General features: G+C 43.0%; 17 protein-coding genes, 10 tRNA genes and 1 riboswitch. Of the genes, 2 read left to right on the top strand and 25 right to left on the bottom strand.

The window, feature by feature from the left end; translation table 11 throughout:
- Window positions 1–129: 129 nt before the first annotated feature.
- From glmM to sigW, 5 genes are all read right to left on the bottom strand, one after another.
- On the bottom strand, window positions 130–1485 hold the full coding sequence (glmM, locus tag NIE32_RS13260) for a phosphoglucosamine mutase (protein ID WP_253077370.1): 1356 nt from the start codon (window positions 1483–1485) through the stop codon (window positions 130–132).
- A gap of 124 nt (window positions 1486–1609) precedes the next feature.
- On the bottom strand, window positions 1610–2899 hold the full coding sequence (locus tag NIE32_RS13255; RefSeq protein WP_253077369.1) for a CdaR family protein: 1290 nt from the start codon (window positions 2897–2899) through the stop codon (window positions 1610–1612).
- Window positions 2892–3710: a diadenylate cyclase CdaA gene (gene cdaA / locus NIE32_RS13250; RefSeq protein WP_253077368.1), complete on the bottom strand. Its 819-nt coding sequence runs from the start codon at window positions 3708–3710 to the stop codon at window positions 2892–2894. The genes NIE32_RS13255 and cdaA overlap by 8 nt, the downstream gene beginning before the upstream one ends.
- A 169-nt stretch (window positions 3711–3879) precedes the next feature.
- Window positions 3880–4260 (bottom strand): anti-sigma factor family protein, encoded by a 381-nt coding sequence (locus tag NIE32_RS13245; RefSeq protein WP_253077367.1) that lies wholly within the window; start codon window positions 4258–4260, stop codon window positions 3880–3882.
- Entirely contained in the window at window positions 4257–4835 is a 579-nt protein-coding gene (gene sigW, locus NIE32_RS13240; RefSeq protein ID WP_253077366.1) for an RNA polymerase sigma factor SigW, read from the bottom strand. Before sigW ends, NIE32_RS13245 begins: the two co-directional genes overlap by 4 nt.
- Window positions 4836–5076: 241 nt before the next feature.
- Between sigW and NIE32_RS13235 the strand changes: the two genes are divergently transcribed.
- The gene (locus NIE32_RS13235) at window positions 5077–5229 is read left to right on the top strand and encodes an aspartyl-phosphate phosphatase Spo0E family protein (protein ID WP_253077365.1); all 153 of its coding nucleotides are present in this window, start codon (window positions 5077–5079) and stop codon (window positions 5227–5229) included.
- Between the two features lie 255 nt (window positions 5230–5484).
- Here NIE32_RS13235 and NIE32_RS13230 read toward each other — a convergent pair.
- From NIE32_RS13230 to NIE32_RS13175, 13 genes are all read right to left on the bottom strand, one after another.
- Window positions 5485–5557: transfer RNA gene (locus tag NIE32_RS13230), tRNA-Ala, on the bottom strand.
- A gap of 6 nt (window positions 5558–5563) precedes the next feature.
- Window positions 5564–5638: transfer RNA gene (locus NIE32_RS13225), tRNA-Gly, on the bottom strand.
- 23 nt (window positions 5639–5661) lie between these two features.
- Window positions 5662–5747 (bottom strand) — tRNA-Leu (locus NIE32_RS13220).
- A gap of 22 nt (window positions 5748–5769) precedes the next feature.
- Window positions 5770–5842: transfer RNA gene (locus tag NIE32_RS13215), tRNA-Lys, on the bottom strand.
- Between the two features lie 21 nt (window positions 5843–5863).
- A tRNA-Tyr gene (locus tag NIE32_RS13210) sits at window positions 5864–5948 on the bottom strand.
- Between the two features lie 21 nt (window positions 5949–5969).
- Window positions 5970–6045, bottom strand: a tRNA-Thr gene (locus NIE32_RS13205).
- Window positions 6046–6049: 4 nt separating this feature from the next.
- Window positions 6050–6122, bottom strand: a tRNA-Val gene (locus tag NIE32_RS13200).
- Window positions 6123–6126: 4 nt separating this feature from the next.
- Window positions 6127–6198: transfer RNA gene (locus NIE32_RS13195), tRNA-Glu, on the bottom strand.
- A gap of 457 nt (window positions 6199–6655) precedes the next feature.
- The gene (locus NIE32_RS13190; RefSeq protein ID WP_253077364.1) at window positions 6656–6814 is read right to left on the bottom strand and encodes a hypothetical protein; all 159 of its coding nucleotides are present in this window, start codon (window positions 6812–6814) and stop codon (window positions 6656–6658) included.
- 97 nt (window positions 6815–6911) lie between these two features.
- Window positions 6912–7790 carry a M15 family metallopeptidase gene (locus tag NIE32_RS13185; RefSeq protein WP_253077363.1) on the bottom strand — a complete coding sequence of 293 codons (879 nt, stop codon included), beginning with the start codon at window positions 7788–7790 and terminating at the stop codon, window positions 6912–6914.
- Window positions 7791–7924: 134 nt separating this feature from the next.
- The gene (locus tag NIE32_RS14290; RefSeq protein WP_290443624.1) at window positions 7925–8053 is read right to left on the bottom strand and encodes a hypothetical protein; all 129 of its coding nucleotides are present in this window, start codon (window positions 8051–8053) and stop codon (window positions 7925–7927) included.
- 182 nt (window positions 8054–8235) lie between these two features.
- Window positions 8236–9054 carry an AAC(3) family N-acetyltransferase gene (locus NIE32_RS13180; RefSeq protein ID WP_253077362.1) on the bottom strand — a complete coding sequence of 273 codons (819 nt, stop codon included), beginning with the start codon at window positions 9052–9054 and terminating at the stop codon, window positions 8236–8238.
- 135 nt (window positions 9055–9189) lie between these two features.
- Window positions 9190–9615: a universal stress protein gene (locus NIE32_RS13175; RefSeq protein WP_253077361.1), complete on the bottom strand. Its 426-nt coding sequence runs from the start codon at window positions 9613–9615 to the stop codon at window positions 9190–9192.
- Between the two features lie 544 nt (window positions 9616–10159).
- On the opposite strand from NIE32_RS13175, the gene NIE32_RS13170 reads away from it, so the two are divergent.
- Entirely contained in the window at window positions 10160–11119 is a 960-nt protein-coding gene (locus NIE32_RS13170; RefSeq protein ID WP_253077360.1) for a DMT family transporter, read from the top strand.
- 91 nt (window positions 11120–11210) lie between these two features.
- On the opposite strand, the gene NIE32_RS13165 is transcribed toward NIE32_RS13170, so the two are convergent.
- The 7 genes from NIE32_RS13165 to NIE32_RS13140 form a co-directional block, all read right to left on the bottom strand.
- Window positions 11211–11456, bottom strand: coding sequence for a PepSY domain-containing protein (locus NIE32_RS13165; protein WP_253077359.1), 246 nt, complete (start codon window positions 11454–11456; stop codon window positions 11211–11213).
- A 203-nt stretch (window positions 11457–11659) separates the two neighbouring features.
- Window positions 11660–12184, bottom strand: coding sequence for an ECF transporter S component (locus NIE32_RS13160; RefSeq protein ID WP_253077358.1), 525 nt, complete (start codon window positions 12182–12184; stop codon window positions 11660–11662).
- A 1-nt stretch (window position 12185) separates the two neighbouring features.
- A complete protein-coding gene (locus NIE32_RS13155; protein ID WP_253077357.1) occupies window positions 12186–12896 on the bottom strand; it encodes a DUF4430 domain-containing protein in 711 nt (236 codons plus the stop codon).
- Window positions 12883–14229, bottom strand: coding sequence for a prenyltransferase/squalene oxidase repeat-containing protein (locus NIE32_RS13150; RefSeq protein WP_253077356.1), 1347 nt, complete (start codon window positions 14227–14229; stop codon window positions 12883–12885). Before NIE32_RS13150 ends, NIE32_RS13155 begins: the two co-directional genes overlap by 14 nt.
- Before the next feature lie 7 nt (window positions 14230–14236).
- Window positions 14237–14362, bottom strand: a riboswitch (adenosylcobalamin (AdoCbl) riboswitch).
- Window positions 14363–14870: 508 nt separating this feature from the next.
- Window positions 14871–15053 (bottom strand): WYL domain-containing protein, encoded by a 183-nt coding sequence (locus NIE32_RS14450; protein WP_449325420.1) that lies wholly within the window; start codon window positions 15051–15053, stop codon window positions 14871–14873.
- Between the two features lie 161 nt (window positions 15054–15214).
- A tRNA-Thr gene (locus NIE32_RS13145) sits at window positions 15215–15288 on the bottom strand.
- Window position 15289: 1 nt separating this feature from the next.
- Window positions 15290–15364, bottom strand: a tRNA-Asn gene (locus NIE32_RS13140).
- Window positions 15365–15542: the final 178 nt, after the last annotated feature.

Raw genomic sequence — 15542 nt, 5'->3', positions numbered from 1 at the left:
CCCACATACTACTTTAATCTGTAGTGTGCGTCAATATTCTTTGAACTGCTTTTTAGTTATCTTTCTCAATATATCTATTCATTAAGTCCATGTCCCGTAACCGTCGTCTGCTTTATTCGGGCAAACCAATCACAGAATTTCGCCACCGATTTCCTTAACTACTGTTTGCGCAATCCGATCAACAAACGCAGCGCATGCTTCTTCAGTTGGTGCTTCGGCCATGACACGAATCAGTGATTCCGTACCTGAAGGACGAACAAGTACGCGACCATCACCCGCCATATCATCCTCAACCTCTTTAATGGATTGAGCAACTGCCGGATTATCGGTGATATGGAATTTATCTGCAACACGAATATTTACTAATTTCTGCGGGTACGTCTTCACTTCTGCTGCAAGTACAGACAATTTCTTCCCGGTTGTTTTCATGATGCCCACGAGCTGTAAAGCCGTTAGCATACCATCACCGGTCGTTGAATGTGCCAGGAAAATGATGTGTCCGGATTGTTCACCGCCAAGAGCATAATCTCCGGCACGCATTTCTTCCATTACGTAGCGGTCGCCGACTTTGGTTTGTTTCGTTTCAATGTGTTCTTCTTGCAAAGCCTTATACAACCCGAGGTTACTCATCACGGTTGTCACTAAGGTGTCTTTATTTAACATACCTTTAGATTTCAAGTACTTTGCACAGATAAACATAATTTTATCGCCATCGATAATGTTTCCGAGCTCGTCCACTGCGATTAATCGGTCACCATCACCGTCAAAGGCAAGTCCACAATCCGCGCTTTTCTCAACAACGAGTGCAGCGAGTGCCTCTGGGTGCGTTGAACCGACACCTTCGTTGATATTCTTCCCATTTGGAGAGGTGCCAATCGTGACAATATCTGCCTCAAGATCAGCAAAAAGATGCGGAGCAAGTGCGCTAGTCGAACCATTTGCACAGTCAAGAGCAATGTTCATTGACGAAAAATCGTCTTCTTGAATAGTCTGCTTGAGAAATTGAAGATACTTTTGACCGCCTTCAAAGTAATCACTGGAGGTACCCAAATCCCCACCAATTGGCCTTGGCAGTTCATCTTTCTCCTTTGCCAGCAATGCTTCGATAGTTTCCTCAACCTCATCACTCAGCTTAAACCCGTCACTGCCAAAGAATTTGATGCCGTTGTCGGCAACAGGATTATGAGATGCTGAAATCATGATGCCAGCGCTCGCATCCATAGCCTTCGTTAAGTAGGCAACGCCTGGTGTCGAAATAATTCCGAGACGCATGACTTCAACGCCGATAGACAGCAGTCCGGAAATCAATGCACTTTCCAGCATATATCCGGAAATCCGTGTGTCCCGGCCAACCAGAACCTTCGGATGTTCAGTTGTCTTTGTTAATGCGTATCCGCCAGCTCGTCCCAACTTAAACGCCAATTCAGGTGTTAAGCCGAGATTCGCAATACCTCTGACTCCATCCGTTCCAAAGTACTTTGCCATAACTTCAATCGCTCCTATCTTTCACTCATCCAAATTCTGCCGCTCTATTGTAAACTCGTCATCGCATTCTGTCAAAGAAATCTTTAGGATCCATACCACGTTAATCACAAGTAAATAAGCCTTGTTAACTGATGCTGACGTTCACCATTCCTGGATTTACTTCAGTTTGCAGTCCATCTGGAACGTTTACTGCGACAGCTACTTGATGTTTTCCAGTATCAAGATTGCTCAAATCAACTTGAGCATTAATGTCGCTGCTCGATAATCGAGCTAATGCCTGTGCGGATCCGGTTACGGAAACAGTGACGTGATCTTCATCATTGAACGTCGCATTTAATCCATCTTTTAGTCCAATGACATGAATAGGTATATTACTTAACCTTTTCGTTTGTTGGCCTGTGTCGCTTGATCCGGAGCTAGAGCTCGCACTGCTGCCGGCATTTTCAGCTGCTGTTTCTTTAACAATATGAACAGTCACATCAATTTTTTTCGGTGAGACTTTGGTTGCGCCTGTCGGTACCGGAACAGTCACGGAAAAAGTTTTATCTTTCTTCAATCCATCAACGGATACGGATAATGGATCGATGGTTGTAATCTTTCTGAGTGTATCGCTGTCCGCTGCAGTTACCGTCACTTGGCTCGCTGATAGATCAACAGAACCCACACTGTACCCTTTTGCCGGACTCCCTGTCGTTTCTGCATTCACACCTAATTGCTTGGACACCTTGTCAACGGGAACACGGACCTGGATTGCAGATGGATCAATCGCAACATCGACCTGATCCCCGTTATTATTGTATGCGTGGAGGCTAATCATTTTATCAACCGTGGCATCTGCACCTTTAACATTAATGACCCCTTTGACAAAAGCAATTGAATCAACCGTATCCTCTCCACCGGTTACCGTAACGGATTGTGTATCAATCACAGGGTCTTTAAGCGAATAACCGTCTGCTAGAGCATTCTTATTCAAAATATCGATTGCGACCGGCAGCTCTTTACTTGTCTTTTTCTGGATGGTCACCCGTACCGTCTTTGGAGACGGTCTAACAGTAAGACCTGAAGGGAAGCCGTGCGTCTGCACGCGCACATCATACGTGCCTGGTTTCATATTGGTCAGATCCAGATAAGCACTCTTCGAATTCAGCAGTTTAGCCTTTAAAATCGACTCATTTGACCCAATTAAACGGACATTGACCGTTTGTGGTGCTCCGCTTACCACATAGCGATTATCATTATATTTTAAAGCCAGTGTTTCCGTAACAATCGACGTTTGCTGTGTGGGATTTACCGCAACGCTTGAAGGACTGCTCGGGGATGGATTGTCTCCCGCAGAAACAATTGCATACAGCATCAGCGCCAAGACAAAGGATACAATTTTGACAACCCAATTGTTATTAAAAAGTTTATCCATTGTGCTTACCTCTCCAATTCCAGCGAATCGTCGATTGATTATCCGATTCATCCAGTTCACGCTGAAGCATTTCCTTCAATCGATCCTCGGTAATATCCCGAAACATTTCCCCATTCTTCGTCACTGTGATACCGCCGGTTTCCTCAGACACGACAACTGTCAACGCATCGGTGACTTCGCTGACCCCCATCGCTGCACGATGTCTTGTCCCCAGTTCTTTTGAAATAAACGGACTTTCCGAAAGGGGCAAATAACATGCGGCTGCAACCACTTCATTTCCGCGAATAATTACCGCACCGTCATGGAGTGGTGTATTAGGAATGAAAATGTTAATTAAGAGCTGAGAAGTCAGATTCCCGTTGAGTTGAATGCCCGTTTCAATATATTCGTTAAGACCCGTCTTTCGTTCAATGGACATGAGCGCACCAATTCGTCGTTTAGCCATGTAGGATGAAGATTTGACAATCGCTTCTGCGACCTGCTTATGTTCTTCTTCAACCACTGTGCCTCTTGAGAAAAGCCGACCTCTCCCAAGCTGTTCGAGTACGCGGCGCAGTTCCGGTTGGAAAATGACGATAATCGCAAACAATCCATATGTAATGGCATTGTTGAGAATCCATTCCAACGTGCGCAACTGAAAAAGGCTGCTCAGAAACCATACTGCGACAATGACTAATATACCTTTCGCAAGCTGAACTGCCTTTGTGCCTCGGATAATCATGATCACTTTGTAGATCACATAGGTGACAATCAAAATGTCGACGATATCCGCTAAGTAGTTCAATATATTAAAATGAGTCCACAAAGACATAGCTTTCATCCTCCAAATTCAGCCGTACTGCTCACAGTACCGACAGTACTTAGTCTTTCTGTAAGTCCGCTGAATAAACCTAATTAGTGACAATAATTGAGCTTAGGTGCTCATGTATGTCTTTATCATATGTCTGTCCACCGAGAAAATGAATAGGCTGTACGGACAATCATGACTGGTCGCTTGATGCATTAATCAATACATAATCATTTTTGCTTCTATTTTGATGTCTGGCACCAATCATGACGAGCGTCGGTACCGCACAAATCGCCACTGCGGTAAGCATTGGATGACGACTTCCCCATTCACGAATGGCATGCCTTTTTTCCAAAGGTAATTGTTCAAGAACACTCTTCGTAAAACCAACAGGCAGTTGAGGGTGCGCAAGCTGGTTCAACAAATTTGTTGAATACTTCAATTGATTAAAATGCATACGGCACTCCTCACATAGAGCAAGATGCTGATCAAGCACTTGTTCTTCCTGTTTGGTTGCTTCATGATCCAATACCTTATTCATCAACGCGAGATACTTTTTACTTGTGCAGTTCATTCCCTCATGCCTCCTCCGGCCGTGATACTTTTTCTTAACATTTCCCGGCCGCGATGGATGCGTGTCTTTACCGTGCCGACCGGAATGTCCATAACTTCACTTATTTCTTTTAGACTTAGATCTTCAATATATTTAAGGATCACTGCTGATCGATATTTCTCAGGCAGTTTTCTGATCTCAAGCTGCACCATTTCTTCCGTTTCCTTGCGCATCATCATTTCATCCGGCAATTCTCCCCCATCAGGAATAATCGTGGAGAGCGCCAGTCCTTCTGTCCCAGGAACCACAGCATCGAGTGAGACATTTGCTTTTCTTCGTCGTAGAAAATCAATCGATATATTCGTGGCAATACGAAAAAGCCATGTCGAGAATTTACGATCATGATCATATTGGTCAATATGATTAAAAGCACGAATAAACGTTTCCTGAGAAAGATCCTCTGCCTCTTGCGTATTTCCAACCATTCTTAAGCTGATTGCAAACACACTGTTCTTATACCTGTCAACCAACTCTGCAAACGCCTGTTGATCGCCTTTTTTGACCTTCCTGATCAGTCGTTTTTCTTTTTGATCCATTTTGACCTCTCATTTGAAACAATATTTATTACGCAATTCATCCATATCAAGTTTCATTAGCGCGATCGGTATTCTTCTAATCTGGAGCGTTGCCGTCCTAGTTCCATTCATCGCTTTGTTCATGAGCTGTTATTCGTCCCACACATCAAGTATGCGACGGTATAAGCCTGTCCGAATTCGATTCGTTTGAAAAATGACTATTGGGGTAATTCTATACTAAACAAGCCTTGGAGGTGGACATATGAACAAAAAAGAACTCATAGGACAAATCGAACTTGTAAGGAGCATGATGACAAGTGTTGCCGCTCATGAACCACTAACTTCCCCTGAGATTCAGCATATGAGCCATCATCTTGATGATTTATTGAATCAATATGAACGTTTATTTCGATAAAAACATTCTGAAGTAACATCGCTTTTCAAGCAATCAAATTATAACATAACTTTGCTATTCTTTTTCACTCTCATCGCTTGTTCCTCTTGACGGGAACACGCTTACTTTTGTCCGCAAATACGATAAACACACAGTATTTTCATTCAAGAATGTGCTTCGACCCTTAAGCGGATCATGAATATTTTTTATCTTTGAACAAGAACGGGACTTTTGCCTTTTCGGCAAAAGTCCCATTTCTTCGTATGTATTCTACAATGGAGCCTAGCGGGATCGAACCGCTGACCTCCTGCGTGCAAAGCAGGCGCTCTCCCAGCTGAGCTAAGGCCCCATAATATGGAGCGGAAGACGGGATTCAAACCCGCGACCCCCACCATGGCAAGGTGATGTTCTATCACTGAACTACTTCCGCAGAGAAAATATATATAATTATAATGCGGATGAGAGGACTTGAACCTCCACGCCCGGTAAAGGGCACTAGAACCTGAATCTAGCGCGTCTGCCAATTCCGCCACACCCGCATATAGTTAAAGAAAAAAATGATGGGCCATGAAGGTCTCGAACCTTCGACCCTCTGATTAAGAGTCAGATGCTCTACCAACTGAGCTAATGGCCCACAAAAACAAAATTATTTAAGTGGTGGAGGGAGAAGGATTCGAACCTTCGAACCCGTAGGGAACGGATTTACAGTCCGTCGCGTTTAGCCTCTTCGCTATCCCTCCAGAAACAAAACGTAAATCTTATGGTGCCGGTCAGAGGACTTGAACCCCCAACCTACTGATTACAAGTCAGTTGCTCTACCAATTGAGCTAGACCGGCGGAGTGGAGGATATAGGGCTCGAACCTATGACCCTCTGCTTGTAAGGCAGATGCTCTCCCAGCTGAGCTAATCCTCCAAAGTGACCCGTACGGGATTCGAACCCATGAACCCACCGTGAAAGGGTGGTGTCTTAACCACTTGACGAACGGGCCAAAACATTTCCGTCGTAATCGACGTTTTTTATTATATACAGATTAACAAGGCTTGTAAAGTAAAAAAAAGAAGCTTTTTTATTCTGACAATTCGTTTGCATTTTGTTCTCTCTTTTCCACAGTCCATTGGCTATTTTGATTCACCTTGGCAGGTTAGAAAAACCAGGACAAGCCTGTCCTTGGCTATCACTCTTTATACGGCTTAAACCTCCAAACTTGTGTATAAATGACACTTCAGTTGCTCGCTTGCCGTAGGCGATCCAGGAGCCTTCTCGATCAATCCGCTATCTACGGCGTTTCCCTTGGCTCGCAATTCCCGTATTCGTTTCGCACATTCGTGTTTGAATCAGAACTTTTTACAATGTTACACTACTGATAAAAGAACCCTAAGCCCATTCAAACCTTATTCTTTCTTTTAAGTAAAAAGGGAATCCACTATGGATTCCCTTTTTACTCATTAGCTGTCTGGAAACAATTGCTTTTGTTGCATCATCTTGCCCATCCGTCCTTTAATCGCTTGCCCAATTCGATTATTCGGTTGCATGACCTGATAGCAAGCCGCTCCAATGCCGATAGACGCAATCAAAGACATTAATCCATTTCTCTGTTTCATCATTTCGGTCCACCACCTTAGAGGTTTTGTTCACTTCTTGTGCGAACACTTATAGTTTTAACCTTTGATGATGAATTCATGACCGTGAATCATTGCCAAATCACTTATTGACCGGCACCTCATGCAGGTATTCTTCCAGCGTTTCACCACTGTCTGTAATCTTCTTTGCAGCGGAAATGCCAACGTAACGTAAATGCCATGCTTCATACTCATAGCCTGTGACGGATTCTTTGCCTTTTGGATACCGCACAATAAATCCAAAGTCTTGAGCGTGCTTACCCAGCCAGGCAGCTTCTGGTGTTTTTCCAAAGGCTTGTGTGGCCGCATACTTTCCGGTAATTCCTGATACATCAATCGCAAGTCCGGTCTCATGTTCACTTGTACCCGGGCGAGCGCTGTATTCCAATGCCTTTTTCACTCCGTCCCTCTGGGCATAATAGTTAAAGAGTGCAATTTGCGTTTTATGGGAGCGATAGGCGGATACTCCGGCAAGTTCGATCCCATCCTTCTTGGCCGCAGCAAACATTTCTTTTAAAGGCTTTGCAGCTACCGCCTGCATTTCCTTCTTCTCCGACTTCCCGGAAAAAATAAATGGCACGTGAAGATAAACCAGATCCTTAGGCACATAGTCTTCAGGTAATTTAAAATGTTTATTCACAAGTACCTGTGTGCTCGCTGGATCAGCGACAACATAAATGTGGTCTTGATTCATCCCGGATACCATTTTTTCAGATGATGGGAGCGCACTTTTCCCCTTATCTTTTTCATTCCTTTGTCCTACGGATGATTTTTGATGCTGGACTTGCTCATGGTTGTCCTGCCATGGCAGCTGAGTACATGCTGATAAGCTCAGCAAAGCCGCCATGGCTCCTGCTGTATAAACTTTTTTTGCCTTCACATCTATAGCTCCAATCATTTTTTCATTAACAGTTCGGCGAATCGTCGATGGATGTCGAATGGTGTCGTTATATCCAATCATTTATAGTGTATTCGAAACATGAGGCAATTTCATTATGATTGCACAAAAAAAGAGATCCAAAAATTTCAATTTCGGGATCTTAAAAGGGTGTGGATGATATAGGGGATCGTTAAGAGAACAAAAAAATGTTCGATTCAGCCAACAAAAAGCTTCACATTGATAATAATGGATATAATAAGCGCAATATTCGTTAGCAACAGTTTTCGGTTTAATTTCACAGACACTTCATTGTGGGAAAAATCATTTGATTGATTAAAATCCATGATTTCCATCTCCTCACTCGTTCCTCTTGATAATCTTATCATAGGCCATTAATGTTGAGCCGGCGTGATGCTTTTTTTAAGTTTATGTAAAGAAGCTCTATGAGCATCAATTTAGAAGCGATGACATACCAATGAAGCGCTGAACAAAAAATAAGCCAAGCTTTGCGCTCGGCTCCTGTCATTTACTGGTTCGTCCCTCTAATATAATTTGCTGTAAAATCTACAATCGCTTTCTGAGAGAGGAAGAGAGCATCTGCGTCGCCCACATGCCGCATCCTCAGAACGTCACGTCCAGGGTTGCTCGCTTCAAATGCCTTTCCGATCTGATCAAAAATTTCCTCATGATAGTCGCCATCTTGATAAGTAACCCATTGCCTTCTCCCATTTATTCGTACTGGACTGGAACGATCAACCATTTCCAGCATTCCCGACAGATATTCACCGAGATGCATGGATGTATTGTTGCCGTATCCAACACCAATAAGCAAAACATAACCGCCCAGTTGATATATTTTCCCAAGTGGAGAGTCTTTACCTAAACCAGAATCAAGCGGGTGACGGCGAGTCAGCTCATCACGATGTGCACCCCATGCAGCAAATGAATAGATGGGATGGTTACTTCGGCGTACATCTGGAAAAGATCGAAAAGCCTCTGCGACGCGTCCCATGCCGCATGTCGGCGTTCGGAGTGGATCAAATGCCGGCATCTCTCGATAGATATCATGCATCCAGGCGGACGGAACGGGCGGATTCTCCCAATCTGCAGGATCTGACACATCTGCACTATGTGCAGGCATAACCAACGTGCCTGACGGCGTTAAAACGGTTTGTAACGCAGAAATAAGTGCCACAGGTCCTCCGCAAACCCAGCCCACCTTGCTGAGAGACGAGTGAACAATTACCGTCATCCCCTTAGCCAGACCAATTTTATTCAGATCTTTTATAAGCGAGGCGCGTGTGACCGCAACCTTACTTCGTTTAATCACTTCTGCCTCTGACATTGCCTAATAACCATCCTTTTGTTTGTATCCTTTTTCTCTTTTTTTATGACGCAGAAGAGGCACCCCTCGCAGATTCTGCTTAGGGAGTGCCTCTTTCTTAATAATAAGCAAGTCATTGCTAAAAATTATTTCCAATTATTTAATAATCAATACCGGAACCTTGGAACGCTGTACTACACCGTGGCTAACACTGCCTAAAAATTCCTTTACACCACTTAGTCCGCGGCTGCCAATGACAATCAGATCATAGCCATGATCGCTGGCGAAATCCAGAATCGTACGCACCGGCTGCCCTTCCTTAACAAAGGTATGTGTCGCATTTGGAAGTTCATTAAGCAACTTCTCTGCTCTGCCAACCACTTCATGTCCATACTTAAGGGTTGAATTACGTACTTCACGATACACATCACCAACGATAAATTGATTCGTTGGAATGGTCACTACATGAAGCACGTCAAGATCCGTACTTTCATCAAGTCTTGCCAAATCGACTGCTTTTTCAAGCGCCTTCTTCGACAGTTCGGAATCATCATAGGAAACCAGAATCTTAGAGAATAACATACTGATCACCGTCCCTTTCACATTTTGACACAGAGCGTGTTCAAAAAGGGATCACCATGAGTATCGGCCAGATAAACCCACCGAGCTGCAAGGATTTTCATGCACGGACAATGTCAGTTGCCCAGATTCTTGAACATCCTCTGCACCTCTATTTTACCACATGCAAATGGTCTATTGAAATGGACAATTAAATTCAAGTTTGAACCGGACAATTCTTTGTTCCATTCGGGCAAATCTTGGTCAAATGGAATAAAGATGCTGGAACGGGACAAAATGCCATCTGATTGGGGCATTTCCAATCCATATTCAGTCGTGCTCTCCTCATTCGGATAAACTAATGCTTACCTTCCACATTTCACCACGATTCAGTTTCTCAATTATGCCTTACTATTTGTTAAAATCTGCGTTATATTAATAAGTAGTAAAAGAGACTGAACACCTGTTCTTGGTGTTTTTTATTGTCTTTGAAATTGCCGGTCTTTCGCGGCTCTCTGTAAAGCGATCAGATCACCTAAAAAATATGGTGAGAAATCGAGGTTTTAACATGAAAAAAGGGTTAATTTTCATTGCTTTTTCAACATTGTTCTTCAGTACCATGGAGATAGCCATTAAATTGGTGGCTACTGAGTTTAATCCGATGCAACTGAATTTCTTGCGGTTTCTGATTGGATCTATTGTTCTTTCACCGCTTGCGATCTGTCATTTGAAAGGAAGCGGGTTTTCACTCGATAGAAGCAAGGTGCTCTACTTCCTCTTCTCAGGATTTATGTGTGTCGTTGTCAGCATGACGTTCTTCCAAATGGCAATTGTCTATTCTCAGGCAGCCACTGTTGCCATTTTATTTAGCTGCAACGCTGTATTCGTTATCCCGTTTGCACACTTCTTCCTTAAGGAAAAATTGACAAAGCTGTCCATACTTTCGCTGATCATCAGTCTCGTCGGCATGATCTGCATTGTCAATCCGGAAAATCTGACGAATCCGCTCGGTATTACCTTATCTCTCGTTGCTGCAGTGACCTTCGCACTTTATGGCATTGTTGGTCGCAAGGGCAGCCTAAAATACGGTTTTGACGGTGTGGTTCAGAGCAGTTTCAGCTTTCTTGCAGGAAGTATCGAATTACTAATACTTATCCTGATCACAAAAATTGGACCTGTCGCCAATTGGCTCCAAACTATTGGGCTCGGCGAATTTAGTCACATCCCGGTTCTTCAGGGCATTTCATGGAGCACGGTTCCTACGTTAATTTACCTCGGTGTTTTCGTCACCGGTCTTGGCTTCAGCTTCTATTTCTTAGCCATGGAAGCAACATCGGCATCAACCGCGTCACTGGTCTTCTTTATCAAACCGGCACTGGCACCGATTCTTGCTTTGTTCATTCTCGGCGAATCCATAACCATGAACGTGATCACAGGCATTATTCTGATTCTCGGTGGATCATGTATTCAGCTCTTATCTGATCATCATCAAATGAAGCTTGAACGACTTGCCAAAGCCCATTCTTGAGATATGATCCGAAATCTTATAAAAAAAAGGATGTTGACCCGGTATGGGTTGGCATCCTTTTTTGCAGTCCTATAGGCAAGTTAACGACAACTCAATCTTCCTTCTCGATACTCATGATCCTTCCATCTCTAGAGCCAATGTCCACTTCATAGACAACACCATGATCTGTGAGCACATAGACTTCGTATTTTAACTGATGTTGTTCTAATTCCATATCCACATGAATAATCTGTCCTGGAACTCTGGCAACAGCAATTTCCGCAGCTTGCTGGGCAGTGATTCGCTGACGGTAACCGGTGTTACCAGCAGCTGTACTCATGTACTGGTTTTCTTGCATACAGCCCGACCTCCCCATTAGTAATTTCCATCTTCTTTAAGATATGAGGGCGTACACAGTCTCGTGACAGCGGCCTATGTAATGGCTGGTCCAGCACAGTAGTTAACGTATGGTACAGTGTATCGCTTTTGAACGTTGTGGTGTGAATTGGCGCACGGCTATAAGCAGCTTTTTTGAGCAGCTCTGTCTGTCCTACCTCTTTATCATTCACTCCTTTTAACAGCCAATTTTTTTCTCTCATTTTCTAACAGCTTAATTAAAATAGGGGACAAAATTATATAAAAGATGAAATTTCCGATTGCATGATACGAGTCAAAAGGCAAACCCATAATCCAATATGCAATAAAACTCGGCACACCGCCGATCAACATATTCAAGGACACAAGAAATCCGAATAAGTACCCGCACAACCCGGCATAACAAGCCATGACGACTATGGGTATTCTCGTTCTAAAACGGGCTAAAAAACCGGATATAAGACCAATCGCACCCCAAGCAATCACTTGCATCAGGGTAAAAAAGCCAAACCCGAGAATAAAATCAGAGCCAATTGAAGTAAGCAGTGCCAAGGTTAATCCGAATCTGGCACCGAATACCAAACCCGTTATTATAATGATTACTGTAGACGGTTGAACGTTGGGTATTGGCGCCATATAAATTCTTCCAACTATACTTAAAGCAGCTAACAATGCAATAAGCGTTATTTTTCTTGTTAACAAGATGCTCACCTTATTCCTGATAGTTCCAAACCAATGTATCACCACTATGTAGTTTATAGATGCCCGAAGATACATTGGGTGTTTTCCCATTTACTGAATAGGTCCATCCACTTTGAGCAGATTTATCTCCGGCTCTTTGTCCGTTTATACTCTTTACATAGGAAGTTGACCCGGAACCAGAGTAATCAAGCTCTATATTTTTGCGATCTGCTACCGCTTTTAATGCACTGAACGCTGTCATTCCGTCTTTATACGACATATTTCCCGAGAAATTTTTGTTGTCATACCCCTTTATTTCTACATGGATCCTCTCTTGATGACTACTTCCAGATGTGTTTGACGCACCCACTGGAGCCGAACTTTTCTTCGAAGGATTCTTGCTCGATTGCTCCTCAGACGTTGACTCTGCCGAGGCTTCTTCTTTTTTTGCATTTGAATGAGAACTGGCCTCGGAATTTGATCGTTTACTCGAACGCACATCCGACATAGAAGCTGAACGGGAATCACGATCCTTCTGAATTTTATTTTCTAAAGGCTTACTCTTTTCCAATTTAATTTTAGGAGATTCAGAAGATTTTTTATCTGCTTGCGCAACATGCTCTATCGGTTTAATTTGGATCGATGTCACTTGCTTTTCTTGAATCCCATTAACAATGACTGCAAGGCCCAAGACGATCAAGCCAATCGAAACGATCAGCATTAAGGTTTTAACGTGTTTCATCGTGTACACCACCTAACCGGTTCCGAACAACAAGACCGATTGCACCGAATAGAATAAATGCGGCTCCAAGATACACGTGCACGGGATTTATCCGAGTCGTTTTCGTTATGGTTGTCACGCGTTCTGTCGTCTGCTTTTCCTTTGCCTTTACCTGATGTTGGGAAGTTTTAGGGTGTCTTGCGGCTAAAAGTGCTTCTTTGGATTTTCCTTTAATTGAAGATAGAGAATGATTACTCGGCTCGGTACTTGCGCCATATGTCTTAGACTCATCTCCGTTGTCGGTCACACGTGCAACTTTCCCGGTTGTGCTCATACTTTTTATATCCGAACTCGTCGTGTCTGTATCACTTGTTGAAGGACTACTCGTGTCATCACCCGTTACTGATGGCGTTGTGGTACTCGATTCTTTTTCAGAAGTGCTCGAATCACCGACAGAATCATTCACTCGAAAATTAAATAACTGGTCGCCTTCCTTAAATAAAGAATATGCGACCAAAGCTTGAATCACTTGTTCATTAGAAAAAGAATCATCACTTTCACTTGATAAGGCCCATCTATAACCACCATTTGATTTATATTGATCCAGGCTATTAACGGGATTATGACCGTTTTTATCAAATGCTCCTTCAGTGGGATCAATGCCCAATGATGAGAGTGCAATAATGACTTGTGCCGTAGAGTTGGAATTGGGCACAAAGTTTACGAAGCCCCCATCATCCTGTTCGGATCTCTCTAAATAACCAATGCCTTTCTCAATCGCATCCTTTGCTTTATCTTGGTAATGGGACAAAGCCGTTAAGACCATGCCTGTTGTATCAACATCAGGAGCACCATTGGGATCCCCTGCCCATCCCCATCCGCCTGAGCTTGTTTGCAACGGAACAAGCGCATCAATGAGTCTGTCCGGAGTCCACAATGCATCATTCGGTAGCACATAATCATCCGTACTGAGTGCAGTAAGTGCGTACGTTTTATCCATCAAAGTTTTAATTGAAGCATCTGAATAAATCGCTTTTATAAGATTTTCATTTTGGTCGTTTACCGGATCTTGTCCTAATGCTTTCACCACCATTGCAGTTTTATCAAGCTCTGTTCCCGATAACTGCTTTGCATTGATCCGATCTTTGATCAGAGTGAGATAAGCACTTTTCTCACTTTCCGATAGTTTACCTGCCCTTGACCGTGCAATAACCTCCCAATCTGAATTAAGCTTGGAAGATTGGATATGATTTGCTAGACGATCCAAATCACTACTTACGTCTTCTGATGCGAAGGCTTGCATAGGATAAAGCAAAAAGGCAATGCATACTAACCACGCCCATTTTCCTCTCATTTGTAACTATCCCCCATACCTCGTGAGTATCCCACTCATTAGAAAGACCTGACTTAGGATTACTCCCTTACAGTGGCGGGACCGTACAGGACTTTCACCTGTTTCCATCTAATGAGCGCGTTACATTTTGAGTTTATCAAAGCGAAATTGCCTGATAAGTATCTCATGTATTTCCCTATCAAATTAATGGAGCCGTTCATTGCTAAGTACTCCTAGAACACAATAATGAACCGAATAAAATCTTCTTATTTTGGCACGTGTTCCAAAAGTAAGGGCTGCAATCGATTCAAATAAAATTATTGCAACCTTGTTTCAACAGTATATCAAAGAACTCTTGAGAAGGTATTCATAATGAGAAGAAAATAGTATTGATCACTCTTCATCTTAATATTTCAAGTGATACCTTTTAGGCGTTTTCCACAGCAAGGTGCGGAAAAGTTGACCAGCTGTTAGAAGCAACGGATAAAGAATACTTGGCATTTGGGGCTAATATCATGTCTGAGGCGAGCGGTCGATGGTTATTTTTGTCGTATTAAGAAGATAATTGTTTACTTTTATATTAATCGGGAAATTAAATAATATGTTTCATTTTATAAGAAAATCTTCCCCTGACCCAAGTGTTTTCTCATACTTGGGTATTTTTATGCACTTTGTACTCGTTGGCTAGCGAAAATGCGGTCTATTGCAAAAGTCCTGACTTGTTGGCGAGAATAGCAATATGCTTTGATATATGTATCGCCTGTGCAGATAATCCGAATTCGGCGTTTGCTAAACTGTCCATTTTTTGCTTGATAGATAATCACTACGATATCTCCAGATCGCATTCTTTTCACCTCATTTATGCTTAATTATACAGAACATAGGTTCTTGTTTTCAAGTATTAAAAGAACATTTGTTCGAATCTGCCCCCACTACTCTAAACACGCAAAAACAGCAACGCTCGGAAAAATCCGAAAAACGCTGCTGTTATCGATGAAAATGATTAAGCTTCCAACTGGACTTGAACCAGCGACCCCTTCCTTACCATGGAAGTGCTCTACCGAACTGAGCTATGGAAGCATGGCTCCACAGGTAGGATTCGAACCTACGACCGATCGGTTAACAGCCGATTGCTCTACCACTGAGCTACTGTGGAACAATTAAGTAATAATTCTATGTATATTATAGTGTACTCTTCCTTACCATGGAAGTGTTCACATTAAAATATATAAAGAAACAGGTCGCCACCACATACGGATGACTTCCTGCCTTTATCATTTGCCTGGCAGTGACCTACTCTCACAGGGGGACAGCCCCCAATTACCATCGGCACA

The sequence above is a fragment of the Sporolactobacillus kofuensis genome (assembly GCF_024125425.1).
GTDB lineage: Bacteria > Bacillota > Bacilli > Bacillales > Sporolactobacillaceae > Sporolactobacillus > Sporolactobacillus kofuensis.
The sequence above is the reverse complement of the archived record's forward strand: the minus strand, read 5'-3'. Positions and strand labels throughout refer to the sequence as shown.